The organism is Rhizobium sp. BK619 (assembly GCF_014195245.1).
GTDB classification, from domain to species: domain Bacteria; phylum Pseudomonadota; class Alphaproteobacteria; order Rhizobiales; family Rhizobiaceae; genus Rhizobium; species Rhizobium acidisoli.
In genome coordinates this window covers 60,737-87,245 of sequence record NZ_JACIBH010000001.1, presented here as the reverse complement: position 1 = coordinate 87,245, position 26,509 = coordinate 60,737, and the positions used below count along the sequence as shown (strand labels likewise).

At 63.5% G+C, this 26,509-nt stretch carries 29 protein-coding genes; 15 read left to right on the top strand and 14 right to left on the bottom strand.

Annotation, left to right across the window (positions count from 1 at the left end; genetic code table 11):
* Complete coding sequence (locus FHX14_RS00430; RefSeq protein ID WP_184375346.1) at positions 1 to 1,068, top strand: Gfo/Idh/MocA family oxidoreductase; 1,068 nt, start codon at positions 1 to 3, stop codon at positions 1,066 to 1,068.
* Between the two features lie 4 nt (positions 1,069 to 1,072).
* Positions 1,073 to 1,903 (top strand): shikimate dehydrogenase, encoded by an 831-nt coding sequence (locus FHX14_RS00425; protein WP_003595113.1) that lies wholly within the window; start codon positions 1,073 to 1,075, stop codon positions 1,901 to 1,903.
* Positions 1,904 to 1,921: 18 nt separating this feature from the next.
* On the opposite strand, the gene FHX14_RS00420 is transcribed toward FHX14_RS00425, so the two are convergent.
* From FHX14_RS00420 to pcaD, 5 genes are all read right to left on the bottom strand, one after another.
* Positions 1,922 to 2,968, bottom strand: a complete 1,047-nt coding sequence (locus tag FHX14_RS00420; protein WP_184375344.1) for a 3-carboxy-cis,cis-muconate cycloisomerase — start codon at positions 2,966 to 2,968, stop codon at positions 1,922 to 1,924.
* Positions 2,969 to 3,163: 195 nt separating this feature from the next.
* Complete coding sequence (gene pcaG / locus FHX14_RS00415; RefSeq protein ID WP_184375342.1) at positions 3,164 to 3,775, bottom strand: protocatechuate 3,4-dioxygenase subunit alpha; 612 nt, start codon at positions 3,773 to 3,775, stop codon at positions 3,164 to 3,166.
* A 2-nt stretch (positions 3,776 to 3,777) separates the two neighbouring features.
* Complete coding sequence (gene pcaH, locus FHX14_RS00410) at positions 3,778 to 4,527, bottom strand: protocatechuate 3,4-dioxygenase subunit beta (protein WP_003595120.1); 750 nt, start codon at positions 4,525 to 4,527, stop codon at positions 3,778 to 3,780.
* A gap of 9 nt (positions 4,528 to 4,536) precedes the next feature.
* On the bottom strand, positions 4,537 to 4,938 hold the full coding sequence (pcaC, locus tag FHX14_RS00405) for a 4-carboxymuconolactone decarboxylase (protein ID WP_184375341.1): 402 nt from the start codon (positions 4,936 to 4,938) through the stop codon (positions 4,537 to 4,539).
* Positions 4,935 to 5,744, bottom strand: coding sequence for a 3-oxoadipate enol-lactonase (gene pcaD / locus FHX14_RS00400; protein WP_184375340.1), 810 nt, complete (start codon positions 5,742 to 5,744; stop codon positions 4,935 to 4,937). The genes pcaC and pcaD overlap by 4 nt, the downstream gene beginning before the upstream one ends.
* Positions 5,745 to 6,149: 405 nt before the next feature.
* Here pcaD and pcaQ point away from each other — a divergent pair, with 405 nt between their 5' ends.
* From pcaQ to FHX14_RS00380, 4 genes are all read left to right on the top strand, one after another.
* Positions 6,150 to 7,067, top strand: a complete 918-nt coding sequence (pcaQ, locus tag FHX14_RS00395) for a pca operon transcription factor PcaQ (protein ID WP_184375339.1) — start codon at positions 6,150 to 6,152, stop codon at positions 7,065 to 7,067.
* 18 nt (positions 7,068 to 7,085) lie between these two features.
* Positions 7,086 to 7,778, top strand: a complete 693-nt coding sequence (locus FHX14_RS00390; RefSeq protein ID WP_184375338.1) for an isoprenylcysteine carboxylmethyltransferase family protein — start codon at positions 7,086 to 7,088, stop codon at positions 7,776 to 7,778.
* 93 nt (positions 7,779 to 7,871) lie between these two features.
* Entirely contained in the window at positions 7,872 to 8,396 is a 525-nt protein-coding gene (locus tag FHX14_RS00385) for an MbcA/ParS/Xre antitoxin family protein (protein ID WP_184375337.1), read from the top strand.
* Positions 8,393 to 9,064: an RES family NAD+ phosphorylase gene (locus tag FHX14_RS00380; RefSeq protein WP_184375336.1), complete on the top strand. Its 672-nt coding sequence runs from the start codon at positions 8,393 to 8,395 to the stop codon at positions 9,062 to 9,064. Before FHX14_RS00385 ends, FHX14_RS00380 begins: the two co-directional genes overlap by 4 nt.
* On the opposite strand, the gene FHX14_RS00375 is transcribed toward FHX14_RS00380, so the two are convergent.
* Positions 9,061 to 9,693 carry an alpha/beta family hydrolase gene (locus FHX14_RS00375; protein ID WP_184375335.1) on the bottom strand — a complete coding sequence of 211 codons (633 nt, stop codon included), beginning with the start codon at positions 9,691 to 9,693 and terminating at the stop codon, positions 9,061 to 9,063. The genes FHX14_RS00380 and FHX14_RS00375 overlap by 4 nt on opposite strands.
* Before the next feature lie 68 nt (positions 9,694 to 9,761).
* On the opposite strand from FHX14_RS00375, the gene FHX14_RS00370 reads away from it, so the two are divergent.
* Together FHX14_RS00370 and FHX14_RS00365 are read left to right on the top strand one after the other, a co-directional pair.
* Entirely contained in the window at positions 9,762 to 9,944 is a 183-nt protein-coding gene (locus FHX14_RS00370) for a hypothetical protein (protein WP_184375333.1), read from the top strand.
* 474 nt (positions 9,945 to 10,418) lie between these two features.
* Positions 10,419 to 11,120, top strand: a complete 702-nt coding sequence (locus FHX14_RS00365) for a DUF899 family protein (RefSeq protein ID WP_184375330.1) — start codon at positions 10,419 to 10,421, stop codon at positions 11,118 to 11,120.
* A gap of 24 nt (positions 11,121 to 11,144) precedes the next feature.
* Here the strand turns inward: FHX14_RS00365 and FHX14_RS00360 are convergent, their stop codons facing one another.
* From FHX14_RS00360 to hutI, 6 genes are all read right to left on the bottom strand, one after another.
* The gene (locus FHX14_RS00360; protein WP_003595139.1) at positions 11,145 to 11,774 is read right to left on the bottom strand and encodes a J domain-containing protein; all 630 of its coding nucleotides are present in this window, start codon (positions 11,772 to 11,774) and stop codon (positions 11,145 to 11,147) included.
* A 173-nt stretch (positions 11,775 to 11,947) separates the two neighbouring features.
* Complete coding sequence (locus FHX14_RS00355) at positions 11,948 to 12,520, bottom strand: HutD family protein (protein ID WP_184375328.1); 573 nt, start codon at positions 12,518 to 12,520, stop codon at positions 11,948 to 11,950.
* Positions 12,521 to 12,525: 5 nt separating this feature from the next.
* Positions 12,526 to 14,199 (bottom strand): urocanate hydratase, encoded by a 1,674-nt coding sequence (hutU, locus tag FHX14_RS00350; protein ID WP_184375326.1) that lies wholly within the window; start codon positions 14,197 to 14,199, stop codon positions 12,526 to 12,528.
* Between the two features lie 30 nt (positions 14,200 to 14,229).
* Entirely contained in the window at positions 14,230 to 15,033 is an 804-nt protein-coding gene (gene hutG, locus FHX14_RS00345; protein WP_184375324.1) for an N-formylglutamate deformylase, read from the bottom strand.
* 153 nt (positions 15,034 to 15,186) lie between these two features.
* Positions 15,187 to 16,722 carry a histidine ammonia-lyase gene (gene hutH / locus FHX14_RS00340; RefSeq protein ID WP_184375322.1) on the bottom strand — a complete coding sequence of 512 codons (1,536 nt, stop codon included), beginning with the start codon at positions 16,720 to 16,722 and terminating at the stop codon, positions 15,187 to 15,189.
* The gene (hutI, locus tag FHX14_RS00335; RefSeq protein WP_184375320.1) at positions 16,719 to 17,981 is read right to left on the bottom strand and encodes an imidazolonepropionase; all 1,263 of its coding nucleotides are present in this window, start codon (positions 17,979 to 17,981) and stop codon (positions 16,719 to 16,721) included. The genes hutH (FHX14_RS00340) and hutI overlap by 4 nt, the downstream gene beginning before the upstream one ends.
* 121 nt (positions 17,982 to 18,102) lie before the next feature.
* On the opposite strand from hutI, the gene FHX14_RS00330 reads away from it, so the two are divergent.
* Both FHX14_RS00330 and hutC (FHX14_RS00325) read left to right on the top strand, forming a co-directional pair.
* Positions 18,103 to 19,449 carry a formimidoylglutamate deiminase gene (locus FHX14_RS00330; RefSeq protein WP_184375318.1) on the top strand — a complete coding sequence of 449 codons (1,347 nt, stop codon included), beginning with the start codon at positions 18,103 to 18,105 and terminating at the stop codon, positions 19,447 to 19,449.
* A 60-nt stretch (positions 19,450 to 19,509) separates the two neighbouring features.
* Complete coding sequence (gene hutC / locus FHX14_RS00325) at positions 19,510 to 20,232, top strand: histidine utilization repressor (protein WP_003595147.1); 723 nt, start codon at positions 19,510 to 19,512, stop codon at positions 20,230 to 20,232.
* Between the two features lie 32 nt (positions 20,233 to 20,264).
* Here the strand turns inward: hutC (FHX14_RS00325) and hutC (FHX14_RS00320) are convergent, their stop codons facing one another.
* The gene (hutC, locus tag FHX14_RS00320) at positions 20,265 to 21,020 is read right to left on the bottom strand and encodes a histidine utilization repressor (RefSeq protein WP_054184092.1); all 756 of its coding nucleotides are present in this window, start codon (positions 21,018 to 21,020) and stop codon (positions 20,265 to 20,267) included.
* A gap of 194 nt (positions 21,021 to 21,214) precedes the next feature.
* Here hutC (FHX14_RS00320) and FHX14_RS00315 point away from each other — a divergent pair, with 194 nt between their 5' ends.
* The 5 genes from FHX14_RS00315 (at position 21,215) to hutH (FHX14_RS00295) (ending at position 25,897) form a co-directional block, all read left to right on the top strand.
* The gene (locus FHX14_RS00315) at positions 21,215 to 22,057 is read left to right on the top strand and encodes a transporter substrate-binding domain-containing protein (RefSeq protein ID WP_184375316.1); all 843 of its coding nucleotides are present in this window, start codon (positions 21,215 to 21,217) and stop codon (positions 22,055 to 22,057) included.
* Between the two features lie 105 nt (positions 22,058 to 22,162).
* Positions 22,163 to 22,888, top strand: coding sequence for an ABC transporter permease subunit (locus FHX14_RS00310; protein ID WP_054184094.1), 726 nt, complete (start codon positions 22,163 to 22,165; stop codon positions 22,886 to 22,888).
* Positions 22,889 to 22,898: 10 nt separating this feature from the next.
* Entirely contained in the window at positions 22,899 to 23,603 is a 705-nt protein-coding gene (locus FHX14_RS00305) for an ABC transporter permease subunit (RefSeq protein ID WP_184375314.1), read from the top strand.
* A gap of 27 nt (positions 23,604 to 23,630) precedes the next feature.
* A complete protein-coding gene (locus FHX14_RS00300; RefSeq protein ID WP_003595156.1) occupies positions 23,631 to 24,407 on the top strand; it encodes an ATP-binding cassette domain-containing protein in 777 nt (258 codons plus the stop codon).
* Positions 24,404 to 25,897 carry a histidine ammonia-lyase gene (hutH, locus tag FHX14_RS00295; protein ID WP_184375312.1) on the top strand — a complete coding sequence of 498 codons (1,494 nt, stop codon included), beginning with the start codon at positions 24,404 to 24,406 and terminating at the stop codon, positions 25,895 to 25,897. Before FHX14_RS00300 ends, hutH (FHX14_RS00295) begins: the two co-directional genes overlap by 4 nt.
* Positions 25,898 to 25,928: 31 nt before the next feature.
* Here hutH (FHX14_RS00295) and FHX14_RS00290 read toward each other — a convergent pair whose 3' ends face one another.
* Positions 25,929 to 26,468: a hypothetical protein gene (locus tag FHX14_RS00290; RefSeq protein WP_184375310.1), complete on the bottom strand. Its 540-nt coding sequence runs from the start codon at positions 26,466 to 26,468 to the stop codon at positions 25,929 to 25,931.
* Positions 26,469 to 26,509 lie beyond the last annotated feature (41 nt).

Sequence of the window (26,509 nt, the reverse complement as noted above, 5' to 3'; positions counted from 1 at the left end):
ATGAAGCCATTGAAGATTGCAGTCATGGGAGCCGGCCTGATCGGCAGACGCCATGCCGAGCGCGTGATGTCCGAGCCCGGAACGCTTCTTTCCGCCGTGATCGATCCGTCTCCAGTCGGTCGGGATTTCGCCGGCAATGCCGGCATCCAATGGTACACGTCGTTCCAGGACATCCGCGCCGAGGACATGCCCGACGGCGTCATCGTGGCAACGCCGAACCAGCTTCACGTCGAGAATGCGATGGAAGTTATCGCCGCCGGCATTCCCGTTCTGATCGAGAAGCCGATCGCCGACGACGTCGATGCTGCCGCAGCGCTCGTTGCCGCCGGGGAGAAAGCAGGCATACCGCTGCTCGTCGGCCATCACCGCCGCCACAACCCGATGATCCAGGTGGCCAAACAGATCGTCGACGGCGGCAGGCTTGGCCGGATACTCGCGGTTCACGGCACCTTCTGGGTCGCCAAGCCCGACGACTATTTCGACATCCGCTGGCGGCGGGAAGCCGGCGCGGGCCCGATCTTCGTCAACCTGATCCATGATGTCGACCTCTTCCGATTTCTGTTCGGCGAGGTCGAGGCCGTGCATGCGATGGAATCGCACGCCGTGCGCCATCACGCCGTCGAGGACACGGCTGTCGTCTCATTGCGGTTTGCAAACGGTGTTCTTGCGACGCTGACCGGCAGCGATGCGGTGGCCGCGCCCTGGAGCTGGGAGGCGACCACCGGCGAGAACCCTGCATTTCCCCGCTATGCCGGACATTGCTACCAGATCGGCGGCACGAACGGTTCGCTCGGCATTCCCAATCTGACGCTGTGGACAGCGACGGCGAAGCCGGATTGGCTGGAGCCACTTGCCGAGGAACGCGTGGCTTACGAAGCCGCCGATCCGCTTTGCCGTCAGCTCAGTCATTTTTGCGATGTCATTTGCGGCGAAGCAGCACCCCGCGTCAGCGGGCGGGAGGGCCTTGCCACCCTCAGGGTCGTCGAAGCGATCAAGAGATCGGCGCGCTCGGGGCAGATGATCCACCTCTCTGACGCCGACGCCTCTGCCGATCCCCAGAAAGTCTAGCCACATGATTACCGGCACGACCAAACTCATCGCCCACCTCGGCTACCCTACCGAGTCCTTCAAGGCGCCTCTGATCTACAATCCCTATTTCGAGAAGAACGGCATCGATGCGGTCGTCGTGCCGATGGGCTGCCGGCCGGAAGACTATCCGGCGTTCTTGAAGCTTGTCTTCCGGCTCTCCAATATTCACGGCGCGCTCATCACCATGCCGCACAAGATTGCGACGATGGCGCTGCTCGACGAAGCTTCGACCAACGCCAAAGTCGCAGGCTCGTGCAATGCGGTGCGTCTCGATCCGAACGGCAGGCTGATCGGCGACATGTTCGATGGCGAAGGTTTTGTCCGCGGCGTTCTGCGCAAGGGCAAAAAGGTCGAGGGCGCAAATGCGCTGGTCGTCGGCGCCGGCGGCGTCGGCTCGGCGATCGCGGCATCCCTCGCCAGGGCGGGCGTCGCTCATCTGGCGATCGTCGACGCCAACGAGACGACCGCGGCGGCGCTGCTCGACCGGCTGAAGACATATTATCCCCACCTTCACGTCACGATCGGCTCTCTCGACCCGACAGGCTTCGACATCGTCGTCAACGCAACACCGCTTGGAATGCGCCGGGGTGACCCTCTGCCGGTCGATGTCGACCGCATCGCCGCATCGACCTTCGTCGGCGAGGTGGTGTTGAGCAAGGAGATCACCCCCTTCCTGGAGGCGGCCCGGGCGCGCGGCTGCACCTTTCAGGTCGGCACGGATATGCTGTTCGAACAAATCCCCGCCTATCTCGAATTCTTCGAATTCCCGACAACGACAGCCGACAATCTACGGGCAATCGCCAAGCTCGGTTGATGCGCGTTTCGCGTGACTTTAGGCCGTTCCAAGCCGCTTGATATTCCCTGTCAATTCCCCCGCCAGCCGCAGGCTGGCGGCGGTTGCCATCGTCATTTGCGGCAGCAGCAGCCATTCGAGCGTCCAGGCCGCACCCGAGCGTTCCTGTTCATGGACGAGGGAGTGGTGGATGCCGGACAGCGCCGTGGCGTTGAAGCGGGCGAGCGAGACCAGGGTTTCGGCAGCGACGGGGTTCTGTTTGTGCGCCATCGCCGAGGAGCTGCCGCCGCCTGCGATTTCGATCTCGCCGCCTGCCTGGGCAAGCAGAGCGATATCCTGGCCGATCTTGCCGAGGCTGCCCGAGATCGAGGTGAACATGCCGGCGATATCGGCGATCGGCAGACGGCCGCTTTGCCATTGCCTGGTGTCGGTCAGGCCAAGTTCCTGGGCGAGCGAGGCGCGGATGGCCGGGCCTTGCGGCCCGAGCTTGTCGAGAGTGCCGGCGGCGCCGCCGAACTGGACGGGGAAACTCTGCTCGGTCAGCCGGTCGCGATAGATCTCCAACGGCGCACGCCATGCAGCGAGGCGGTCGCTGACGGAAATCGGGATGGCTGCCTGCATGCGGGTATGACCCATCAGCCGGTTGCGGCCGAACTGGCGATCGAGCCCATCGAGCCCGGCGACGATGGCGGAAAGCCGGCCGGCAAACAGGAAGACTATCGCCTTCAGGCGGATCATCAGGCCGGTGTCGATCACATCCTGGCTGGTGGCGCCCAGATGCAGGCTTTTGGCCGCTTCCTCGCCGACTTCGGTGCGCAGCTGCGTGATGAGCTCTGGAACGACGACGCCGTCCTTTGCCGCTGCTGCTCGCAGATGAAGCAGATCGGCTGAGAAGCCGGCGCAGATTTCAGCGATCCGTCTTGCGGCTTCGGCGGCGATCAGGCCATGGGCGGCTTCGGCCTTCGCCAAAGCAGCCTCGAAGGAGAGCATGGCGCGGATATCGGCTTCGGCGGAGAAATAGGGCGCGATTTCATCGTCGCCGAGCAGGCCGGAGAGGAAGGGGTGGTCGAAGGGTGATGCGGTCATGGTCTGCTCGCTCGCGGTGGTGGCCCCCTCATCCGGCTGCCGCCACCTTCTTCCCGAGGGAGAAGAGATTTGGGGCGGTGTCGGCGCTTATAGGCAGCCGCTTTCGTATGGCGCTGTTCCCCTCTCCCCTCGGGGAGAGGGCAGGTGAGGGGTCTCCTTGCACTGAACCCCAAGGACAAGCCGCTGGCCAGCCCCTCAGATATCCAGAAACACCGTCTCCTTAGCACCCTGCAGATGGATGTCGAAATGGCATGTGGCGCCGTCGCGGGTGGCGATCATGGTGGCGACGCGTTCGCGATGTTCGATGCGCAGAAGCAGCGGGTCGGCGGCGTTGGCCTCGGTCTCCTCAGGGAAGTACATGCGCGTATGCAGACCGATATTGATGCCGCGGGCGACGATCCAGAAAGTGATGTGCGGGGCTTGTCTGCGGCCGTCCTTGAAGGGGACGCGGCCGGGCTTGATGGTTTCGAAGCTGTAGACGCCGTCTTCGGCGCGGGTCGGGCAGCGGCCCCAGCCGGTGAAATTGGGATCGGCGACGCCGCGCATTTCCGAGGGGCTGTTGTAGAGGCCGGCGCTGTCGGCCTGCCAGATCTCGATGACGGCATCGCGCACCAGGGCCCCGGCGCCGTCGAGGATGCGGCCGGTGACGGTGATGCGTTCGCCAAGCGTCTTGTCGTTGACCATCGCCATGCCGAGATCGCTGTCGTAGACACCCTTTATGTCGCAGAAATTCGGCGTCAGGCCGATATGGACATAGGGGCCTGCCGTCTGCGACGGGGTTTCCTTGAGATAACCGAGCTGCTGCATGGTCAGTTGCCCTCCAGCCTGTTTTCGAACATCGTCGAGCGGCGGCCGCGCAGCACGATATCGAATTTATAGGCGCGTGAATCCATCGGGATGGTATTGCCCCAGTCGAGCGGCGCGATCAGCTGTTCGATCGCCGCCTTGTCGGGGATCGTGCCGACGATCGGACATTTCCAGATCATCGGATCGCCCTCGAAATACATCTGGGTGATCAGGCGCTGGGCAAAGCCGTGGCCGAACACCGAGAAATGGATATGGGCCGGGCGCCAGTCGTTGATCCCGTTCGGCCAGGGATAGGCGCCGGGCCGCACGGTGCGGAAATGATAGCGGCCTTCCTCATCGGTGACGGCGCGGCCGCAGCCGCCGAAATTCGGGTCGATCGCCGCCAGATAGCTTTCCTTCTTGTGGCGGTAGCGCCCGCCGGCATTGGCCTGCCAGAATTCGACCAGGGCGCCGGCAACCGGCTTTGCCCGCTCGTCGAGCACGCGGCCATGGACGATGATGCGCTCGCCGATGGCGCTTTCGCCGGGCCGCGCATAATTCAGGATCAGGTCGTTGTCGAGCTCGCCAATCATCGAATGGCCGAAGACCGGGCCGGTGGTTTCGGAGATCGTGCCGTCGAGCGAGAGCAGCGCCCGCTGCGGCGCGCGCAGCACGGATGTTTTGTAGCCGGGGGTCAGCGCCGGCGCATGCCAGGCGCGGTCGCGGGCGAAGAAGGCGCCGGTTTCGGGCTTGCGGTTCGGTAGTTCGGACATTTCTCCCCCTCAGGCCGCCTTTTCGGCGTCCATTTGTGCAAAGGTCTGCTTGGCGATCTTGATCGCGTGATTGGCGGCGGGAACGCCGGCATAGATCGCCACATGTAAAAGCGCCTCGCAGACATCCTCGCGGGTCGCACCCGTGTTGGCGGTGGCGCGCACATGCATGGCGACCTCGTCGTCCTGGCCGAGAGCGGCGAGCAGGGCGATGGTGACGATCGAGCGCTCGCGCTTGCTCAGCGCCGGCCGCGACCAGACATGGCCCCAGGCGGCTTCGGTGATCAGCTCTTGGAAGGGTCGGTCGAACTCGGTCGCTGCAGCGGCGGCGCGGTCGACATGGGCGTCGCCGAGCACGGCGCGGCGGGTCGCCATGCCCTGCAGGTAGCGCTCGGAGGAGGCGGTCTCGTTCATCGGTTGGTTTCTCCGGCCGGAAGAGTTGTCAGGAAGGCGCGGATGATCGCCGTCAGCGCTTCCGGCTGCTCGACGCAGGGAATGTGGGCGCAATCGGGGATGACCTCGTAGCGGGCGCCGGGGATCAGCTTTGCTGTGGAAAGCACGAGATCGGGCGGCGTCGAGCCGTCCTGGTCGCCGACGATGCAGATTGTGGGAACAGCGATCCTCTTCGCCGCTTCGGTGAAATCGGCATCGCGGATCGCTTCGCAGGCGGCGATATAGCCTTCGACCGGCTGGCGTGTCAGCATGTTGCAATAGCCTGAATAGGCGGTACTTTCCGGCCTGCGGAAGGCAGGGGTGAACCAGCGCTCCATGATGGCGTCGACGATGCTGCCGATGCCGTTCCTCTCGACTGCGGCGATGCGGGCATTCCAGCTTTCAGCCGTGCCGATCTTATGGGCGGTGTCGCTGAGGATCAGGGCGCCGACGAGATCCGGCCGGCGTTGATAGAGCGACTGGGCGATGAGGCCGCCGACGGAGAGGCCCAAGATGATGGCGCCCTTCACCGTAAGCAGATCGAGCAGGCCGGCGAGATCGGTGGCGTGATCCTCGATCGACGAGGGGAGCTGGCCAACGTCGGAAAGCCCGTGGCCGCGCTTGTCGTAAAGCACGATGGCGTAATCGCCGGCAAGCCGCACCACGACATCGCGCCAGATGCGGAAGTCCGTGCCGAGTGAATTGACAAAAACGATCACCGGCCGGTCAGCGGGCGCGCCGATGACCTGATAATGGATCGTCACGTCGTTTATGCGGGCGAATTGCACGTCACGTCCTCGTCAAGTTAGCTCGGCCGAGTGGCCGGCATTGTTTGGTTCAGCAGGCGAAGCGCGGCAACGCCGCGAATGGCTCTATCCGTCCCCCATTCTCCGTCATCCTCGGGCTTGACCCGAGCATCCATGCGGCACCCTCAGAAGCCGGGGCATAGATCCTCGGGTCAAACCCGATGATGACGGAGAGTAGGTTGGCGCCCCTTAGCCTCGCATGCCGGGGTCGAGTCGCCCCGTCCTTCGGTCTCCTGTAGACACAGTCGTCAACGTCGCGATTGGCTCTGTCCGTCCACCCACACTCCGTCATGGCGCACACACTCCTAATTACAAAACTGACCGGTTGATCCGGTTAAGTAAAATGATATTTGTCAGCCTTTCGATAACCCTGGAGTTATGTGAGCGATGATCGACAGTCGCGTCAAGTTTCGTCATCTGCAGACCTTCGTCGAGGTGGCGCGGCAGAAGAGCGTCATGAAGGCAGCCGAATTGCTGCATGTCAGCCAGCCGGCGGTGACGAAGACGATCCGCGAGCTGGAGCAGGTGCTGGGTGTCGACGTCTTCGAGCGCGATGGCCGCGGCATCAAGATCACCCGCTACGGCGAGGTCTTCCTGCGGCATGCCGGGGCGGCGCTGACGGCGTTGCGCCAGGGTCTCGATTCCGTCTCGCAGGAGCAGTTCGCCGATGCACCGCCAATCCGGATCGGCGCCCTGCCGACGGTGTCGTCGCGCATCATGCCGCGGGCGATGGAGCTTTTCCTCAAAGAGCGGACCTGGAGCCGGGTGAAGATCGTCACCGGCGAGAATGCCGTGCTGCTGGAGCAGCTTCGCGTCGGCGATCTCGACATCGTCGTCGGACGCCTGGCCGGGGCGGAGAAGATGGCGGGCTTTTCTTTCGAACACCTCTATTCCGAGCAGGTGGTGTTTGCTGTGCGCGCCGGCCATCCGCTGCTCGACGGCAGGCAATCGCCCTTCTCGGGTTTCGGCGATTACACGGTGCTGATGCCGACGCGGGGTTCGATCATACGGCCGGTGGTTGAAAATTTCCTCATCGCCAACGGCGTCTCCAGCCTGCCGAACCAGATCGAGACGGTCTCGGATGCCTTTGGCCGCGCTTTCCTGCGCTCAAGCGATGCGATCTGGATCATTTCCAACGGCGTGGTGGCCGACGATGTTGCCGACGGGCGGCTGGCGCTGCTACCGGTCGACACCGGCGAGACCAGGGGTCCGGTCGGCCTGACGATGCGCGCCGATGCCGTGCCGTCGGTGCCGCAATCGATCCTGATGCAGACGATCCGCGAGGCGGCAGGAGAGGTTTCCTGACATAATGGAGGTGGGCCGATGGAGGATCAAAAAAAAAGGAATCTCGGCAGGCGGGCGACGGAAGCGACGGTCAAATTCGTCGCTGTGCTCGCGGTGATGATCTTCGTCGCTGCAGGTTCGCTGTCCTATTGGCAGGGCTGGCTATTTTTTCTCAATTTTTCCGCCTGGATCGTTGCGACGACAGCCTATTTCCTGAAATATGACCGCGCCTTGCTGGAACAGCGGCTGCGTGTCGGGCCGGCTGCGGAGCGGGAGCCGGCACAGAAGCGTATTCAGCTTTTCAACGGCATTGTGCTGATTGCGCTCTTCATCGGCTCGGCGCTTGATTATCGGTTCGGCGGGGCGGCCGTTCCGGCTTCGGTTGTGATTTTCGGCAACATCCTGGTCGCAGCCGGCTTTTACGGCTGCTTCCTGGTCCTGCGGCAGAACAACTTCGCCTCGGCGACGGTCGAGATCCGCAGGGGTCAGCGGGTCATTTCGAGCGGGCTCTACAGCATCGTGCGTCATCCGATGTATGCGGCGGCGCTTGTTCTCTTCGTTGGCATACCGCTGTCGCTCGGCTCGTATTGGGGCTTGCTTGCCATCCCTCCTGCCTTAGGCGGACTCGTCGCGCGGCTGCTGGACGAGGAGAAGCATCTGGTAAGACACCTGCCGGGTTATGCCGAATACCGCCGCAAGATCCGCTACCGACTACTGCCTGGATTATGGTGACGCCCGAACCGGCAGTCGGAAAAACAAGCTCTTGAAATCCGGTTGATGCATGCCCAGATTTGGACTATATCTAATTCAGGACAGGAGGCTGTTATGCAGCATGCACGACGTAGGGAGCAACGCGAAACCCCGGAGCCACAGCGGCTGGAAACCGGCCGATTTGCGCCGGCGAACCGCAAAAGGCTGAGCGCACCGGCTTTGCGAACCTTCCTGGCGATCGCCGATCTCTGGGGGTTGAGTGAAGAGCAGCGCCTGCTTGTGCTCGGTTATCCCTCCCGCTCGACCTATCACAATTGGGCCAAGCAGGCGCGCGAGCATGGGGCCTTCACGCTCGATGTCGATACGCTGACCCGGATCTCCGCCGTGCTCGGCATCCATCAGGCGCTCGGCGTGCTGTTTGCCGAGGAACGCGCCGGCGTCGCCTGGCTGCGCATGCCGCATCAGGCGCCGGTTTTCGGCGGGCATCCGCCGCTCGATATCGTGACCAACGGAACCCAGGACGGGTTGATGACCGTGCGCCGGTTCCTCGATGCCGCAAGAGGCGGTGTCTATATGCAGCCGAACAGTCTCGACCAGGCCTTCACGCCTTACGAAGATGCGGACATCATCTTCCGATGAGTGCGGGTTTTGCCGAGGCGCCGCGTCCCTCCTACCGGCTGATCCCGTCGCAATTTCCGCCGATCGGGCTTTTCGATACGGTGACGCGGGCCTCCGATCTCGAAGCGGTGATGGAGCTCGTCGGCTGGACCAACGATCGCCTCGTCGCCGACCGCATACGGCGGCTTCCCGAGGATGAGTGGGTTTACGGAAGTCCGAATGCCAGCATCGTGATGGCGGCGTTCCTGCACGTGGCGCCCGGCGGAATGCGTTTCAACGGTCCCGATCTCGGCGCCTGGTATGCCGCCGATGCTCTGAAGACAGCCGCCGCCGAGGTCGGCCATCACCTCAGGCGCGAGGCGGTCGCCCGCAGCGTGGCGACGATGGCGCGCACCTATAGAAGCTATGCGGCCACTCTGATCGGCGACTATCTCGATATTCGCGGGCAGCAGATATTGCGGCCCGATGTCTATGACGGCGTGAGCTATGCGGCGTCGCAGCTGCTTGGTGAAGAGGTGCGTTCGAGCGGCGGCGCCGGCATCCTCTATGACAGCGTCCGGCTGAGAGGCGGGGTCAACATCGCCGCGCATCGGCCGCGCAACATTCGCGATGTGCTGCAGGCCGAGCACTTCGAAATCACCGTTTTCGCCGCCGACCGGCGCATCGATGTCAGGAGGCTTGCGGCCTAGAGACGCTCCGCCCAAGCCTTTGCCGTCTTGGCCATCGCAGCGAGATGATCGGCAGCGGAGAAGCCGGAGATTTTCTTGCGCGGCTTGAGGTCGTGGTCGCCATCCTCGAGCCAGAGGATTTCGATTCTGCCTGAGAGATCGTAGCCCGGCACCTCGTCCCGCGTGCCGAATTCATCGCGCGTTCCCTGGCAGATGAGAGCGGGCGTCGTCAGCCCCTTGAGGTGAGCGGTGCGCAGTTTCGTCGGCTGGCCGGGCGGATGGAAGGGATAGCCGAGGCAGAGCAGGCCGGCGATCTTGCCCCTGCCATAGAGATCGTCGGCGATCATGCTGGCGACCCGGCCGCCCATCGACTTGCCGCCGATGATCAGCGGGCCGCCGACGCCGAGTTCGGCAATCGCTGCTTCATATTCGGGATTGAGCGTTTCGGCCCGCGGCGGCGGCTTGCGGTCCCCGGTGCGGCGGGCAGCCATATAGGCGAATTCGAAGCGCGCGACCCTGAAGCCGCTGCCGGCAAGCGCTTCCGCCGCTGCTGTCATCGACGCCGAATCCATCGGCGCGCCGGCGCCATGGGCCAGCAGGATGGTGAAGCGCGCATCCTGCGGCCCCTGGAGCAGAAATCTGTCGAGCATCGGCAATCCTCCATAGTCATCGGAACCATCTCGACGGCCGTGACTTCTTGCCTGAAAGGAGACAGACAATGTCGACGAATGACGAAAACGTAAAGCCCGAGCAGCGGCGCCCCAAAGATGTCGGCGCTGTTCCCGACAAGCCGGAGCCTGCCGATGCAGAATCGCTGGCGCCACCGACGGTGCAGCCGGCTGGGGCGGGCGACAAAAGCGAACGACCGGTCGTCAATCCCATCACCGGCGTCGCTTTTTAGGGATTGTAAAATTATGATGCCGATCGGCCCTTGAAACCGTGGCGGAGAGGGCGCATATACCAGCCCTGCCTGAAAAATGGATGCATGGGGTATCGACGTCGTCGAACTCTTTGCCGTCCGACAGGATAAGGGCGCTCCCCGCAAGGGTCGAGCGCCCTTTTTGATTTTCAGACATTGCATTCGCCGAGGCGTTTGCTTCGATCCGGGCGATCGTGACGAACTCCCACCATACTCTATATAGCACTTCGGAATCCCGAAATTGGTTGGGGCATTGAAGTCATTGCCTGTTTTTCCGCGATGACACTGCCGAAAAAGCCGGCGGATTTCGGAATTCCGAAGCGGCGGTCCTTCGGGGTTCCGAAGTGGGATTTTTTCTTGCCGCCGTTTTTTCGCCGGCGCTGTCGATTTTCGCATCCGCCGATCGTCATCCTAACGATGTGCTGCAATCGTGCGGCAACAGAAGGAGGAAATGTCATGGATCATCAGCGTCTCGTCCCCGCCCCTGTGCTTGCGGCAAAGAACGGCGTCCGCTTCCCCAATGAGAGCGAGGCGTATCGCAGCGCCCGCGACGCGCTGCTCGCCGAAGAGATCGAATTGCGCCGCCATATCGAACGCGTGGCCGTCCAGCGCCGGGCGCTGCCGCCGGGCGGCGAGGTGAAGAAAGATTACCGCTTCGAAGGTGTCGACGGGCCGATCAGCTTCAGCGAGCTCTTCGCCGACAAGGAAACGCTGGTCGTCTACAGCTACATGTTCGGGCCGCAACGGGAGCGCCCATGCCCGATGTGCACCTCGCTGCTGTCGGCCTGGGACGGCGAGGTGCCCGATATGCAGCAGCGCGTGGCGCTTGCCGTCGTCGCCCGCTCGCCGCTCGCACGGCTGCTCGCCTTCAAGAAGGAGCGCGGCTGGCATCACCTGCCGCTTTATTCCGACACGACCGATGAATACAGCCGCGACTATCATGCTATCGGCAAAGACGGCAGCGATGACGCCGCTTTCAACGTCTTCACCCGGCGCGACGGCACCATCCGTCATTTCTGGGGCGGAGAGATGGGCCAAGTGACGGCCGATCCCGGCGAGGATCCGCGCGGCGCTCCAGATTTGATGCCGCTCTGGACCGTGCTCGATTCAACGCCAGAAGGCCGGGCGCCGGATTGGTATCCGAAGCTGTCCTATTAAGGCTAAGACCAGCCGCGTCGCGCGTCAGCCGGTGGAGCGGTTTCTGGAGGGCTCGGTCCATTCGATGCTGGTGACCGAGGCCTCCGGCAGCGGCGTCGGGTCGATGTCGTAGATATAGCCGGCGAGCATGTCGGCGGCGCGTTCGGCTGCCTTGATCTTCGCCTCGGTTTCCACGACCGCCTTTCCAATCGCCTCGATGCGGGCGCGGAACATGTGAGCGAGCACATCGCGGCCAGACTGCTTTTCGAGCCGCTCCAGATGCAGGCCGATCCGCGAGGCGTGGCGTTCCAACTCGCTCTTGCTGAACCGCGCTTTGCGCAGTTCCTCGGAAAGGCTTTCCTGCATGACGGCGACGGGATCGAAACTTCCGGGCGCCCGCTCGTCGAGCACCGCGTCGGTGACGAGCTTCTCGATCATGACAAGCGCCTGCAGCTCGGCCGCATCGGCGAATTCGACGTCGTAGCCGGTATCGTCGTAGACTTTGCGGCGGACCGGATCGAGAAGCAGCACATAAGCCTTCTGCAGATTGTCGAAGGCTTGCGAATCGCCGCCCGAATCCGGGTGGGCGACTTTTGCATGCCTGCGATAGGCGGCCTTCAGCTGCGCCTCATCCGCATCGCGTTCAACGCCGAGAATATCGTAGGGATCCGTCACGCCCGCTCCATTGCTACCCCGCACGTCGGGCAGTCTAGGTCTTGTTCTGCATCAGAAAGGCAAAGTTTAGACCGAAAGCGGGAATGACGTCCATGGCCGGAAATCGCAACGGTCCGCGCCAATGCCCGGACCGTTTTTCGATTATCCAATCTTTGCAAGAGGTTGGGCCGAAATCAGCCGGCGTCGATCGATGCAAGATAACAGGTTGCCTCGCCATCGATTTTGAGTTCGATTTCGCCCGCATCCGTGATCAGCAGCGCATCGCCTGATGCAAGCGCGCCGGTTTCGCCTCCCTGTGCGAACGACAGGGCGCCGCGGTGGCAGAGCAACAGGCATGTCGACGACGTCAGCGGCAGGGTCCTGCCGCCATCGATTTCGAGCCGCATCAGCGTGTGAACAAGGACCGCGCGGCGGGTCATGACGTTGAGATCGGTAATCGCACCGTCCTCGAGCCTGGCGGCGACCGGGATATCCGCTGGGAAGGCGAGGGGATCGCTCGCCGTCGTCAGCGCCGGCGCCCAGCCTTCGATGTCGAGCGTCATGCCGTTGCCGTTCAGGATCGCCAGCGTGCGGTCGATCCCGGGAAAGATCGAAAAGGGCCCATCCGTCGCGACGGTCGCCATGCTGACGCGCCAGTCGAAGCCCGCAAGGCCGGCATCTTCGGGCGAAACGGCGATCTCCACCGTTTCGCCGCCGCCATTTTTCCACGGCATGCGCTTGTGATCGCCGGCGCGCAGGATCCTCACCGGTCTTAGTTCCCGAGAATGCCGGGCAGGCGCAGGCCCTTTTCCCGGGCGCAGTCGAGTGCGATCTCGTAGCCGGCATCGGCGTGGCGCATGACGCCGGTCGCCGGGTCGTTCCAGAGCACCCGCTCGAGACGCTTGGCCGCATCGTCGCTGCCATCGGCGCAGATGACGACGCCGGAGTGCTGGGAGAAGCCCATGCCGACGCCGCCGCCATGATGCAGCGATACCCAGGTGGCGCCCGACGCCGTGTTGAGCAGGGCGTTCAGCAGCGGCCAGTCGGAGACGGCATCCGAGCCGTCCTTCATCGCCTCGGTTTCGCGGTTCGGCGAGGCGACAGAGCCGGAATCGAGGTGGTCGCGGCCAATGACGATCGGCGCAGAAAGCTCGCCGTTCCTGACCATTTCATTAAACGCCAGAGCCAGGCGGTGGCGGTCGCCGAGGCCGACCCAGCAAATGCGTGCTGGCAGGCCCTGGAAGGCGATGCGCTCCCTGGCCATGTCGAGCCAGTTGTGCAGATGGGTATTGCCGGGGGTCAGTTCCCGCACCTTGGCATCGGTCTTGTAGATATCCTCCGGATCGCCGGACAGGGCGGCCCAGCGGAATGGGCCGATGCCGCGGCAGAACAGCGGTCTTATATAGGCCGGCACGAAGCCCGGGAAAGCGAAGGCGTTTTCCAAACCTTCTTCCTTGGCAACCTGGCGGATATTGTTGCCGTAGTCGAGTGTCGGAATACTGGCGTTCCAGAAGGCGATCATCGCTTCGACATGTTCGCGCATCGAGGCGCGTGCGGCCTTTTCCACGGCCTTCGGATCGCTTTCGCGCTTGGCCTTCCACTCGGCCATCGTCCAGCCCTTCGGCAGGTAGCCGTTGATCGGGTCGTGCGCCGAGGTCTGGTCGGTGACCATGTCGGGGCGGATGCCGCGACGGACCATTTCCGGCAGGATTTCGGCGGCATTGCCGAGCAGGCCGACGGATTTGGCTTCGCCGGCTTTGGTCCAGCGGTCGATCATTTCGAGCGCTTCGTCGAGTGTCTCGGCCTTGGCGTCGAGATAGCGGGTGCGCAGGCGGAAATCGATCGAGTCTGGATTGCATTCGACGGCGAGGCAGCAGGCGCCGGCCATGACCGCGGCGAGCGGCTGGGCGCCGCCCATGCCGCCGAGGCCGCCGGTCAGGATCCATTTGCCCTTGAGATTGCCGCCGTAATGCTGGCGGCCGGCCTCGACGAAGGTTTCGTAGGTGCCCTGCACGATGCCCTGCGTGCCGATATAGATCCACGAGCCGGCCGTCATCTGGCCGTACATGGCAAGGCCCTTCTTATCCAGCTCGTTGAAATGATCCCAGGTCGCCCAATGCGGTACGAGGTTGGAATTGGCGATCAGCACCCGCGGCGCATCCTTGTGGGTGCGGAAGACGCCGACCGGCTTGCCGGACTGCACCAGCAGCGTTTCTTCTTCTGTCAGCGTCTTCAGCGTCGCGACGATGCGGTCGAAATCCTCCCAGGTGCGGGCGGCGCGGCCGATGCCGCCGTAGACGACGAGCTCGTTCGGATTTTCGGCGACGTCGGGATCGAGATTGTTCATCAGCATGCGCAGCGGCGCTTCGGTCATCCAGCTCTTGGCATTGAGCTCGTTGCCGCGGGGCGCGCGGATTTCACGGATATTATGACGTGGATTGTTCATGGCGGTTCCCCTGTTCTCAGGTTTCAATCTTCAGCGTTTCAGGCCCGGTGCGATCTGTTCGATGCGCACCAGAATGTCTTTGAGATGGATGCGAAGCCGGTCCGCTTTAGCGCTGTCATAGGCGAAAGGCGGAGTTTCGGTCTGGAGATGCGTCGATTGCGCGAGCTCCATCTGGATCGCATGGACGCCGGTCTCGGGCCGTCCATAATGGCGGGTCGTCCAGCCGCCTTTGAAGCGGCCATTAAGCACACTGTCGTAGCCTTGCGCCGCTTCGACGACGGTCAGCGTCGCCTGCTCGATGGCGCCGTCGCAGGTCTTGCCCATATCGGTGCCGATGTTGAAATCCGGCAATTTGCCTTCGAAGAGGAAGGGAATATGGGAGCGGATCGAGTGGCAATCATAGAGGATTGCGACGCCGTGGTTTGCTCTGACACGCTCGATCTCGGCGGCAAGTGCGGCGTGATAGGGCGCGTGAAAATCCCGCAGCCGGGCGGCAATATCGGCTTCGTCAGGCGCCTGCCCATCCTTCCAGATCGGCTTGCCGTCGAAATCCGTTTCCGGGACGAGGCCGGTAGTGTTCTGGCCGGGATAGAGGCTGACGCCCTCTGGATCGCGATTGGCGTCTATAACATAGCGGTGGAAGGTGGCGCGCACGGTCGTGACATCATCGAGCAGCCCGTCATAGAGCCGGTGGATGTGCCAGTCGGTATCGACGAGGATCCTGCCATTGTCGTTCAGCCCGTCGGCGATCCCGGGCGGCACATCGGTGCCGGTATGGGGGAAGGCGAGGATGACGGGTGAGGTGCCCCGATGAATTTCGTAGGGTGCGGTCATGGCAGAAACCCCTCCCCAACCCCTCCCCACAAGGGGGAGGGGCCAGAGCCAGCCGCATGCTCTGCGTTCAAGACTGAATGCAGGCGGGGCCTGAGGTTAAGCCGCTCCCCCTTGTGGGGAAGAGTTGGGTTGGTGACTTTTTCCATCATCATCTCAACCTTCCAAAACCGGCAGGATGCCATTCGAAACGGCGGCGTTCAGCGCGCCCGTCGCCACCAGTTCGGCGGAGGCGGCGAGGTCATTGGCCATATAACGGTCGCTGTCGAGGCTCGGCACCTTGCTGCGGATTGTGGCGATCGCCTTCAAAAGTTCCGGGCTGGTCGACAGCGGCGCGCGCAGTTCGACGCCTTGGGCGGCGGTCAGCGCTTCGATGCCGATGATGCCGAACAGGTTCTCGGTCATGCCGAGCAGGCGGCGGGCGCCGTGGCAGGCCATCGAGACATGGTCTTCCTGGTTGGCCGAGGTGGGCGTCGAATCGACCGAGGCCGGGTGCGACATCTGCTTATTCTCCGACATCAGCGCCGCCGAGGTGACCTCGGCGATCATCAGGCCGGAATTCAGGCCCGGCTTCTTGGCGAGGAAGGCCGGCAGGCCGTAGGAAAGCACCGGGTCGACCAGCAGCGCGATGCGGCGCTGCGAGATCGCGCCGATTTCGCAGACGGCAAGGGCGATCTGGTCGGCGGCGAAGGCGACGGGTTCGGCGTGGAAATTGCCGCCCGAGACGACGGAATTGTCCGACAGCACCAGCGGATTGTCGGTGACCGCATTGGCCTCGATTTCGAGCGTGCGGGCGACCGAGCGCAAGAGATCGAGGCAGGCGCCGTCGACCTGCGGCTGGCAGCGGATGCAATAGGGATCCTGCACGCGCTCATCGCCCTCGATATGGCTCTGGCGGATGACCGATTGTTCGAGCAAGGCGCGAAGGGCGGATGCCGTGTCAATCTGGCCCTTGTGGCCGCGCAGCGTATGAATATCCGGATGGAAAGGCGCCGACGAGCCCATGGCGGCATCGGTGGACATGGCGCCGGTGATGAGAGCCGCCTGCGCGGCGCGATGAGCGCGGAAGAGACTGGCAAGCGCCAGGGCCGTGGAGGTCTGGGTGCCGTTGATCAGCGCCAGGCCTTCCTTGGCAGCAAGCACGACCGGTTTCAGTCCGGCCCTTTCCAGGGCTTCGGCACCAGTCAGACGTTCGCCGGCGAAGAAGGCTTCGGCCTCGCCCATCATTACCGCCGCCATATGTGCAAGCGGGGCAAGATCGCCGGAGGCGCCGACCGAGCCCTTTTCCGGGATCAGCGGAATGACGCCCTTATCCAGCATGCCTTCGATCAGCCGCACCAGCTCCAGCCGCACGCCGGAGGCGCCGCGGCCGAGCGAAACCAGCTTCAGCGCCATGATCAGCCGAACGATATTCTCCGGCAGCGGCGCGCCGATACCGCAGCAATGCGACAGGATGAGATTGCGTTGCAGCGTGGCGACGTCGGCGCTGTCGATCTTGATCGAGGCGAGTTTGCCGAAGCCGGTATTGATACCGTAAACCGGCGCATTGCCGGCGGCGATCTCGGCGATGCGGGCGGCGGCCTTGGCGATGCCGCCATCGAAGGCGGGATCGAGCCTGGCCGGCGCGCCGGTCCAATAGATGGTCTCGAGATCCTTGAGCGAGACGGAGCCCGGGTGGAGCGTAATGGTCATTGACCGTTCCTTTCGCCTTTGAAGACGCGTGCATGAAGCGGGTTGAAGCCGATGCGGTAGACGAGCTCGGCGAGGCTCTCGATATTCCAGACGGCGAGATCGGCGGATTTGCCGGCTTCGAGCGTGCCGGTCTCGCTGATAAGGCCGAGCGCGCGGGCGCCTTCGCGGGTGGCGCCGGCGATGCATTCCTCGACGGTGAGGCCGAAAAGCGTCGCCGACATGTTCATGGTCAGCAGCATCGAGGTGAGCGGCGAGGTGCCGGGATTGCAATCGGTGGCGATGGCGATCGGCACGCCGGCCCGGCGTAGCGCTTCCACCGGCGGCTTCTGTTTTTCATGGATGGCGTAGAAGGCGCCGGGCAGGAGCACGGCGACGGTGCCGGCCGCGGCCATTGCGGCAACGCCTTCTTCGTCGAGATATTCCAGATGATCGGCGGACAGCGCGCCATAGGCGGCCGCCAGCTTGGCGCCACCGAGATTGGAGAGCTGCTCGGCATGCAGCTTGACCGGCAGGCCGAGTGCCTTGGCCTTGTCGAAGACGCGGGCGATCTCGGCAGTCGAAAATGCGATGCCTTCGCAGAAGCCGTCGACCGCGTCGGCAAGGCCAAGATTATACATGTCGTCGAGACCGGGCAGCACGACATCGTCGAGATAGTCGCCGTTGCGGCCCTTATATTCGACCGGCGTCGCATGGGCGCCGAGATAGCTGGTGGCGACGCGGACCGGCCTGACATGGCCGAGCAGGCGGGCGCTCTGCAGCATCTTCACTTCGCCGCTCCGGTTGAGGCCATAGCCGGATTTGATCTCGAGCGTGGTCACGCCTTCGGCAAGCAGCGTATCGAGGCGCGGCAGCGCCGTGGCGACGAGTTCCTCGACCGACAGCGCGTTGGTCGCCTGAACCGAGGAGACGATGCCGCCGCCGGCCCGCGCGATCTCTTCATAGGTCGCGCCTTCGAGGCGCATCTCGAATTCGCGGGCGCGATTGCCGCCGTGAACGATATGGGTGTGGCAGTCGACGAGGCCGGGCGTTACCCAGCGGCCTTCGAGGTCGACGATCTCGGAATGTTCGATGGCCGATGCCGGCAGCTCGCTTTCGGCACCTGAAAAGGCGATGCGGCCGTTTTCGATCAAAACGGCGCCCTTTTCGACGATGCCGAGCCCCGCTTTGTCAGGCGCAAGCGTCGCCAGGCGCGCATTGCGCCATAGCGCCGGCCTGACGTCGGCGGATGCGGTTTCCTCTGAAAAATTGTTCCCGGTCATCAGCTTTGCGCCTTTCCTTATGCCAAAACATGTATATACATAATCAACAGGTGACAAGAGAAATTTTGCGCGCTCTTCTGGAAAAGAAAGATCGGCAGCGCCGCAGGAGGAGAAGAAGGCCATGACCATACTTCACGCAAGCGCAGCTCTGACGCCGCAAGGCTGGCAGAAGGACGTGCGGCTGACGCTCGAAGCCGGGCGCATCGCCCGGATCGAAGCGGGCGTTTCCGCCGCGCCCAGTGATGAACGCCATGTTCTGATCGTTCCGGCCATCGGCAACCTGCACAGCCATGCCTTCCAGCGGGCGATGGCCGGTCTTGCCGAGGTGCGCGGCCCGGCAAACGACAGCTTCTGGAGCTGGCGCACGGTCATGTACAAATTCGCTTTGGCGATGACGCCTGAACATGTCGAGGCGGTCGCGGCCAAGCTTTATGCGGAAATGCTGGAGGCAGGCTTTTCCCGCGTCGGCGAATTCCACTATCTCCATCACGACAGGGATGGCGGCGCTTATGCCAACATCGTCGAGCTTGCCGAACGTATTGGTGCTGCAAGTCAGCAGACCGGCATCGGCCTGACCCTGCTGCCGGTCTTTTATGCCCATTCCGGCTTCGGCGGCGCTCAGCCGATCGACGGCCAGCGGCGCTTCATCAATTCGCTCGACAGCTTCGAAAGGCTGATGGAGGGATGCAGGGGGGTGACCGGCCGGCTCGACGGCGCCGAACTCGGGCTTGCACCACACAGCCTGCGCGCCGCAACGCCCGAGGAATTGGCGAAGCTGGTGCCGCTGGCGGGCGACGGCCCGATCCATATTCATGTCGCCGAACAGGTGAAGGAGGTCGAGGACTGCGTCGCCTGGTCGGGCGCGCGGCCGGTGGAATGGCTGCTCGATCATATGCCTGTGGATGAGAGCTGGTGCCTGATCCATGCGACGCATATGACCGAGGACGAGACGCGGCGGATGGCAAAGAGCGGCGCGATTGCCGGCCTCTGCCCGATCACCGAAGCCAATCTCGGCGACGGCGCCTTTGCCGCGCCGCTTTTCCTTCAAGAGGGCGGACGATATGGCATCGGTTCGGATTCCAACGTGCTGATCTCCGTAACGGAGGAGCTGCGCCAGCTCGAATATTCGCAGCGCCTGGCGCTGCGTGCCCGCAATGTCGTCGCAGCCCCCGGCGGTTCGACGGCGCTTTGCCTGTTCAACCATGCGCTTGCCGGCGGGGGTGCCGCGCTGAAGGCGCCGGCCGGTCTCGTAGAAGGCCATCACGCCGATCTCGTTTCGCTCGATGCTTCAGCCGTTCCCTATCTCTCCGGCGACCAGATCCTCGATCATTGGCTGTTTGCCGGCGGCGTTTCGGTCGATTGCGTCTGGGCGCGTGGCCGCAAGCAGGTGGCGGGCGGGCGTCATGTCGGGCGCGAGGCCATCGACCGGCGTTTCCTCGCCGCGATGGGCGAATTGCTGGCTGGCTGAAAAAGCGCTTTTCATGAGCGGGCATTCGCTCTAGAGCGGGAGATCAATGGGAACGTGGCGATGAACCAAAGCAGGGATCCCACCTTGCACCAGCGCATCCTCGGCGAGATCGAGGGCCGTATCGTCTCGGGCGAATGGCCGCCGGGGCATCGTATTCCCTTCGAAGTCGATCTCGCCACCCAATATGACGTCTCGCGCATGACGGTGAACAAGGTACTGACCCAGCTCGCCAAGGCCGGTCTCATTGAGCGCCGCAAGAAATCCGGCAGCTTCGTCACCCAGCCGCAGGCGCAATCGGCCGTTCTCGAAATCCACGATATCAAGGCCGAGGTGCAGTCGCTGAACCTGCCTTATTCCTACGCGGTTTCGAAGACGGCGAGCCGTAAGGCCAAGGCCGAAGACAGCCGCCGGCTGGAGCTGCCTGTGGCGTCCTCGGTCATCGAGGTCGTCTGCATCCACAATGCCGGCACACGGCCCTTCTGCCTGGAGGAGCGGCTGATCAGCCTTGCGACAGTGCCTGAGGCCGCCGATGCCGATTTTCAGACGGTGGCGCCGGGTCCCTGGCTACTCAACCAGGTGCCGTGGAGTACGGCCGAACACCGGATCCACGCCGTCTCCGCCAACGCGGAGGTGGCAGCCGCCCTCGATATCGCCCGCAACACCGCTTGTCTCGTCGTCGAACGCCGCACCTGGAGCGGCGCCGGCCCGGTGACGCATGTGCGCTTCACCTATCCCGGCGATCGCCACGCCCTGGTGGCGCGTTTCACGCCGGCCTCACAGTAACCCAAGTTCCATATACAACACGAGCGCTGTTTTCATTCCTCGAACATCTTGCCGCTGCGCGCTTCAAGCCGGTAGCGATAGCCGGGATAGACGAGGCGGGCAGTCGAGACCACCTGTTTTGCCGACCATGTGCGCCGGCGGATCGTCAGGCAGGGTTCGGTCTTGAGGATGGTCAGGAGTTTGCATTCCCAGGCCTGCGGCATTGCGGCCTCGACCACGTGTTCGGAGCCGCTGAGTGGGGCCGCCGCCGTCAGGTAGGCGTTCGGCGTCAAGGTCGAAAAATCCTGGTCGAGATATTCGGGAGCGGCCTCCGGATGGACGAAACGGTCCTCGATTTGCACCGGGACGCCGTTTTCGCTGTGGACGATCAGCGAGTGGAAGACCGCTGCACCGATCGCAAGTTCGAGCGCGTCGGCGATCTCCGGAGAGGCGGTTTCCTGGGCGAGCACGATGACGGAAGCCTCATGGACATGACCGCGTTCGGCGATTTCCTCGGCGATGTTGCGCACTTCGAACAGCGCCGAATAGCCCTTGCGCTCGGCGACGAAGGAGCCGACGCCCTGGATGCGGACGAGCTCGCCTTCGTTGGCCAGCTCGCGCAGCGCTCGGTTGGCGGTCATCTTGCTGACGCCGAGCTCGACGACCAGCTCGTTTTCCGACGGCACGCGGTATTTCGGCGGCCATTCGCCGCTGTGGATACGGTCGAGGATCACCTGCTTGACGCCGGCATAAAGCGGCGTGCTATCATTTTCCGCCAGTTCGCGCTTCATCTCGCCGGAACGCTTCATTGCCTATTCCTTTTGCACGAATGGAATTCGCCACCTAAATCGACTTTCCTCTTGCATATCACAAAATATCTCATATGGTACCATATACAACCTCCCAATCGGTCCTGGACACAGAAATAGGACGGAAAGGGCAAGCCGGCGGAGATCGGCGTGGTGCCGCAAGGTCTGTTTCAACTCCAGAGGAGAATTCATCAATGAAATTCAGCACAATCCTGTTTTGCGGCGTCGCCGCTCTTTCCGCCTTCGCAGCACCCGCTTTCGCCAAGGACTGGACGAAGGCGACCATCACACTTGAGGGCGCCTATGCGCCCTGGAACCTCACCAATGCCGACGGCACGCTCGGCGGCTTCGAGCCGGAGCTTGCAAATGTGCTCTGCGAACGTGCCAAGATCGAATGCACGCTCGTTGCTTCTGATTGGGACGGCATGATCCCGGCGCTGAACGCCGGCAAGTTCGACGTCATCATGGACGCGCTGTCGATCACCGAAGAGCGCAGGCAGGTGATCGATTTCACAGTTCCCTATGCCGCCACGCCCGCTGCCTTCGCCACCGCCAAGGACAGCCCGCTGGCGAAAGCCGCCGGCACCGGTGCCACGATCAAGATGACGCCCGGCCAGACCGGCGTGAAGGAGATCGATGCGCTGAAGGAGGCCTTCAAGGGCAAGACGATCGGCATCCAGGCGGCCACCGTCTACGCCAAGTTCGTTTATGACAATTTCGGCGATATTGCCGAGATCCGCGAGTACAAGACCGGCGCCGACCGCGACCTCGACCTGCAGAACGGCCGCATCGATCTCGGCTTCGACGACGCCGTCTATTTCGCCAATGCTTTCAAGAGCGCCAACGGCGCGCTGGACTTCACTGGCCCGGAGATCGTCGGCTCGATCTGGGGCGAGGGTGAAGGCCTCGGCGTTCGCAAGGCCGATACCGATCTGCGCGACAAGTTCAGCGAGGCAATCAAATCCGCACTCGCCGACGGCACCGTCAAGAACCTCTCGATGAAGTGGTTCCAGGTCGACGTCAGCCCGCAGCAGTAAGCGCTTCGGCCTTTTGGCCGCAGGCGCCGGTCCCCGGCTTTGTCGCCGGGGACCGCGTGTTATTCTCGATCCAGAAAATACTGCCACGGACGGGGAACGGACGATATGGCAAGCTTGGAACTGCTTGGCTTCGGCTCGACGGGATGGGGCGCGCTGCTCATTCTCGCCACCTTGATGACGCTCGCCGTCACCGCGACGGCGCTGGCGATCGGCGCGGTGCTCGGCGCGATCGTCGCGGGGGCGAAGCTCTCCGGCAATCCCTTTCTCGTCGCGCTCGGCAATGTCTATACGACCGTGTTTCGCGGCGTGCCGGAACTGCTGATCATCTATCTCATCTATTTCGGCGGCTCCTCGGCCATCACCTCGATCGGCAAGGCGATGGGTTACGAGGGCTTCCTCGGCCTGCCCTCCTTTGCCGCCGGCGCGCTTGCCGTCGGCATCATCTCCGGCTCCTATCAGGCGGAGGTGTTCCGCGGCGCCTTCCTCGCCATCTCCAAGGGTGAGCTTGAAGCGGCCTCGGCGATCGGCATGCATCGCGCCTTGCGCTTTCGCCGCATCATCATGCCGCAGGTGCTGCGGCTGGCCATTCCCGGCCTCGGCAATGTCTGGCAGCTCAGCCTCAAGGATTCGGCGCTGATCTCGGTCACCGGCCTTGCCGAACTGATGCGCACCAGCCAGGTGGCGGCGGGTTCGACCCGGCAATATTTCCTGTTCTTCATCGCCGGCGGCTGCCTCTATCTGATCCTGACCAGCCTTTCCGACCGCATCTTCAACGGTGCCGAACGCCGCGCCAACCGCAGCATGCCGGCATCCGCCATGGGCCAGGCGTAAGGAGGCGACGATGGATTTTACCTTTCTTGCGTCAACCATGGTCACTCTGCTCAAGGCCGTGCCGACGACGCTGATCCTGTTTTCGCTGTCGATCTTCTTCGGCGGTCTGCTGGCGCTCGTCATCGTCTCGATGCGGGTCAGCGGCAACCGCGTGCTGTCCGGCTTTGCGAAGGGCTACATCTTCGTCTTCCGCGGCTCGCCGCTGCTGATCCAGATGTTCCTGGTGTTTTACGGCCTCGGCCAGTTCGGCGTCATCCGCTATTCCTTCCTCTGGCCGTTCCTGCGCGAGCCGATGGTCTGCGCTGTGCTGTCGCTGGCGCTCTGCACCGCCGGCTACACGGCGGAGATCTTTCGCGGTGGCATTCGGGCCGTTTCGCCGAAGGAGATCGAAGCGGCGCGCTCGATCGGCATGTCCGGCTTCCTGCTGGTGCGCCGCATCCTGGCGCCGATCGCCTTTCGCCATGCGCTGCCGGCCTATTCCACCGAGATCGTGCTGATGATGAAGTCGACGGCGCTCGCAAGCCTCGTCACTGTCTGGGAGGTCACCGGTGTCGCCCAGCGGCTGATCTCGCAGACCTACCGCACGATGGAAGTCTTCCTCTGCGCGGCGATCATCTATCTCCTTTTGAACTTCATCATCCTGCAGGGCATGGCCCTGCTCGAATATTCGCTGTCCCGACACCGCCGCGCGGCCCCGCAGCCGCTGAAGGCCTAGGTAGTTCTTGAACCGATTGGAGCAATCATGCCAGGCGTTACCCGACTTTCGGTCCGCAATATCCGCAAGAGCTTCGGCACGCACGAGGTCCTGCGCGGCATTTCCCTCGATGCGGAAGACGGCGATGTAATTTCGCTGCTCGGCGCCTCCGGTTCCGGCAAATCCACCTTTCTGCGCTGCATCAACATGCTCGAAACCGCAAGCGACGGCGAGATCTGGGTCGATGGCGAGCACATCGAGATGGTGCACAAGAACGGGCGCAGCAAACCGGCGAGCCAGAAGCAGGTGGACCATATCCGCTCCGAACTCGGCATGGTGTTCCAGTCCTTCAATCTCTGGTCCCATATGACGATCCTGCAGAACGTCATCGAGGGCCCGATCCATGTGCTGAAGCGGCCGCGCGCCGACTGCATCGCCGAGGCCGAAGCGCTGCTCGAAAAGGTCGGGATCGCCGATAAACGCCATGCCTATCCCGCCCATCTCTCTGGTGGCCAGCAGCAGCGCGCCGCAATCGCCCGTGCTTTGGCGATGAAGCCGAAGGTCATGCTGTTCGACGAGCCGACCTCGGCACTCGATCCGGAACTCGTCGGCGAGGTGCTGCGCGTCATGCGCGCGCTTGCCGAAGAAGGCATGACCATGCTCGTCGTCACCCATGAGATGAGCTTTGCCCGCAACGTCTCCAATCGCGTCGTCTTCATGCGCGAAGGGCTGGTCGAAAGCAGTGGCAAGCCCGACGACATGTTCACCGGCGGCGCCACGCCCGCCTTCCGCCAGTTCATCGGCCATTTCGGAAGCGGTCAATGACGATCACCATCGAGACCGTGCTGACCTGGCGCGATGTCGCACGTGTCGGGGCAGGGGAGGCGCTGTCGCTGTCGCCGGCCGCCTGGGCGCGGGTCGAGCAGGCAAGCGGCATCGTCGCGCGCATCGTCGAAACCGGCGTGCGCGCCTATGGCGTCAACACCGGCGTCGGGGCGCTTGCCGATACGGTCGTCGACCGGGCCTCGCAGAGCCTGTTGTCGCGCAGCATCGTGCTCAGCCATGCCTGCGGCGTCGGGCCGCTGCTGGGCGCCGGCGAGGTACGCGCCATCATCGCCGCCCAGATCGCCAATTTCGCCCATGGCCATTCCGGTGTACGGCGTGAGATCGTCGAGCATCTCACCGCGATGCTGGAGCATGACTGTATTCCCGATGTGCCGTCCAAGGGCTCGGCCGGTTATCTCACCCACAATGCCCATACCGCGCTGGTTCTGATCGGCGAAGGCAGCGCGACACTTGCCGGTCGGCGCTTGAGCGGCCGCGAGGCGCTGGCCGCGATCGGCCTCGAACCGCTGGTGCTCGGCGCCAAGGAGGGCCTGAGCCTCGTCAACGGCACCGCCTGCGCCACCGGCCTGACGGCTATCGCGCTGTTGCGCGCCGAAAAACTGCTCGACTGGGCCGATGTGATCGCGGCGCTGACGCTTGAGGCGGCAGGCTGCCAGATCGCCGCCTTCGACGAAGCCGTGCTGGCGCTGCGCCCTTCTGCCGGGATCGAAAAGGTCGGCGCCACTTTGCGCGCTAGGCTTCGGGACAGCGGCCTTGTCGCCGCCGCCTTCGGCCGGCGCACCCAGGATGCGCTGAGTCTTCGCTCGGTGCCGCATGCCCACGGCGCCGCCCGCGATGTCTTCGACAATTCCGCCCGCATCGCCGATCAGGAACTTGCCTCGGTCACCGACAATCCGGCCGTCTCCGGGACGCCGGAGCACCCCATCGTTTCCTCAGAGGCCCATGCCGTGGCGCCGGCGCTCGGGCAGGCGGCCGATAGCCTCGCCATTGCTCTGGCGCAGATCGGCGCGATCAGCGAAAGGCGCATGGACCGGCTGGTCAACCCGCTGGTGAGCGGCATGCCGCCCTTTCTGGCGAGTGACGCCGGCAGCCATTCCGGCTTCATGATCGCCCAATATACCGCGGCAGCCCTCAGCAACGAAAACCGCCGGCTCGCCGTACCCGCGGCCATGGACGGGGGCCTCACCTCCGGCCTGCAGGAGGATTTCCTCGCACATCCGACAGCCGCCGCCGGCAAGCTGCTCGCCGTCATCGACAATGCCGAATATATCCTGGCGATCGAGCTGATGGCGGGGGCCCAGGCGCATGATTTCCTGGCGGCGACCGCGCCGCGGGCGCCAGGTACGGATCTCGTCTATCGGGCGGTGCGGGGGCGTATCTCCCATTATGGCGACGAGCGGCCGCTCAACGGCGATATCGAGGCCGTGCGCAGCCTGATCCGCGAGACGGTGCCGCCGGCAATCGTCTGAACCAGAAAATCGTGTGAGCGAGAAAAAATTCTTAGAACGGCTTGCTGGTGGCCGAACCCTGCTTGGTTTTTTCGCCGGCTTCAAGCCGTTTGAGGCAATCACGATACGTCGGGTAGAGCTGATCCACCCGCGACAGCGGCAGCGTCCAGTCGCCTTCGTTGCCGGCAAAGGTCACCTGTACGTCAGGGGTTCCGGCAAAGGAATTCTTGATGATCTTCTTCACGCCGCCGCTTCCTTTGCTGGCCGGCGGCCAGAGACGGAGCGTGGTCTTGTCGAAATATTCGGCGGCGACCACTTTCGTCATAGAACGATCGGTCAGCGTCACCTCGGTGGTGGTGCCGGCCGGAATGTCCCAGCTGTCCTTGGTGACCAGCCAGAAAGTTTCGGTGGCGCTCTGGCGGAATTCCATTGTCTTGCCGAGCTCGCTGTTCCAGACCAGCCGGCAATAGGCAGGGCGCTCGCTCGAGAAGCCGACCGACCATTGTCTTGCGCCGCCCATCCATTCGGTCTCGCCCAAAGCAGCGACCGGCTGCAGGGCCGCAATCAGAACCACCGCTGTCAGAATTTTCATCGCCGAAACCATCTCCAGGACAAATCGGCTCCATCCATAAC

Excerpts from the sequence above, each read along its gene's own strand:
- FHX14_RS00430 (WP_184375346.1), top strand. The coding sequence starts at position 1 with ATGAAGCCATTGAAGATTGCAGTCATGGGAGCCGGCCTGATCGGCAGA.
- FHX14_RS00425 (WP_003595113.1), top strand. The coding sequence starts at position 1,073 with ATGATTACCGGCACGACCAAACTCATCGCCCACCTCGGCTACCCTACC.
- FHX14_RS00420 (WP_184375344.1), bottom strand. The coding sequence starts at position 2,968 with ATGACCGCATCACCCTTCGACCACCCCTTCCTCTCCGGCCTGCTCGGC.
- pcaG (WP_184375342.1), bottom strand. The coding sequence starts at position 3,775 with ATGCAGCAGCTCGGTTATCTCAAGGAAACCCCGTCGCAGACGGCAGGC.
- pcaH (WP_003595120.1), bottom strand. The coding sequence starts at position 4,527 with ATGTCCGAACTACCGAACCGCAAGCCCGAAACCGGCGCCTTCTTCGCC.
- pcaC (WP_184375341.1), bottom strand. The coding sequence starts at position 4,938 with ATGAACGAGACCGCCTCCTCCGAGCGCTACCTGCAGGGCATGGCGACC.
- pcaQ (WP_184375339.1), top strand. The coding sequence starts at position 6,150 with ATGATCGACAGTCGCGTCAAGTTTCGTCATCTGCAGACCTTCGTCGAG.
- FHX14_RS00390 (WP_184375338.1), top strand. The coding sequence starts at position 7,086 with ATGGAGGATCAAAAAAAAAGGAATCTCGGCAGGCGGGCGACGGAAGCG.
- FHX14_RS00385 (WP_184375337.1), top strand. The coding sequence starts at position 7,872 with ATGCAGCATGCACGACGTAGGGAGCAACGCGAAACCCCGGAGCCACAG.
- FHX14_RS00380 (WP_184375336.1), top strand. The coding sequence starts at position 8,393 with ATGAGTGCGGGTTTTGCCGAGGCGCCGCGTCCCTCCTACCGGCTGATC.
- FHX14_RS00375 (WP_184375335.1), bottom strand. The coding sequence starts at position 9,693 with ATGCTCGACAGATTTCTGCTCCAGGGGCCGCAGGATGCGCGCTTCACC.
- FHX14_RS00370 (WP_184375333.1), top strand. The coding sequence starts at position 9,762 with ATGTCGACGAATGACGAAAACGTAAAGCCCGAGCAGCGGCGCCCCAAA.
- FHX14_RS00365 (WP_184375330.1), top strand. The coding sequence starts at position 10,419 with ATGGATCATCAGCGTCTCGTCCCCGCCCCTGTGCTTGCGGCAAAGAAC.
- hutU (WP_184375326.1), bottom strand. The coding sequence starts at position 14,199 with ATGAACAATCCACGTCATAATATCCGTGAAATCCGCGCGCCCCGCGGC.
- hutG (WP_184375324.1), bottom strand. The coding sequence starts at position 15,033 with ATGACCGCACCCTACGAAATTCATCGGGGCACCTCACCCGTCATCCTC.
- hutH (WP_184375322.1), bottom strand. The coding sequence starts at position 16,722 with ATGACCATTACGCTCCACCCGGGCTCCGTCTCGCTCAAGGATCTCGAG.
- hutI (WP_184375320.1), bottom strand. The coding sequence starts at position 17,981 with ATGACCGGGAACAATTTTTCAGAGGAAACCGCATCCGCCGACGTCAGG.
- FHX14_RS00330 (WP_184375318.1), top strand. The coding sequence starts at position 18,103 with ATGACCATACTTCACGCAAGCGCAGCTCTGACGCCGCAAGGCTGGCAG.
- hutC (WP_003595147.1), top strand. The coding sequence starts at position 19,510 with ATGAACCAAAGCAGGGATCCCACCTTGCACCAGCGCATCCTCGGCGAG.
- hutC (WP_054184092.1), bottom strand. The coding sequence starts at position 21,020 with ATGAAGCGTTCCGGCGAGATGAAGCGCGAACTGGCGGAAAATGATAGC.
- FHX14_RS00315 (WP_184375316.1), top strand. The coding sequence starts at position 21,215 with ATGAAATTCAGCACAATCCTGTTTTGCGGCGTCGCCGCTCTTTCCGCC.
- FHX14_RS00310 (WP_054184094.1), top strand. The coding sequence starts at position 22,163 with ATGGCAAGCTTGGAACTGCTTGGCTTCGGCTCGACGGGATGGGGCGCG.
- FHX14_RS00305 (WP_184375314.1), top strand. The coding sequence starts at position 22,899 with ATGGATTTTACCTTTCTTGCGTCAACCATGGTCACTCTGCTCAAGGCC.
- FHX14_RS00300 (WP_003595156.1), top strand. The coding sequence starts at position 23,631 with ATGCCAGGCGTTACCCGACTTTCGGTCCGCAATATCCGCAAGAGCTTC.
- hutH (WP_184375312.1), top strand. The coding sequence starts at position 24,404 with ATGACGATCACCATCGAGACCGTGCTGACCTGGCGCGATGTCGCACGT.
- FHX14_RS00290 (WP_184375310.1), bottom strand. The coding sequence starts at position 26,468 with ATGAAAATTCTGACAGCGGTGGTTCTGATTGCGGCCCTGCAGCCGGTC.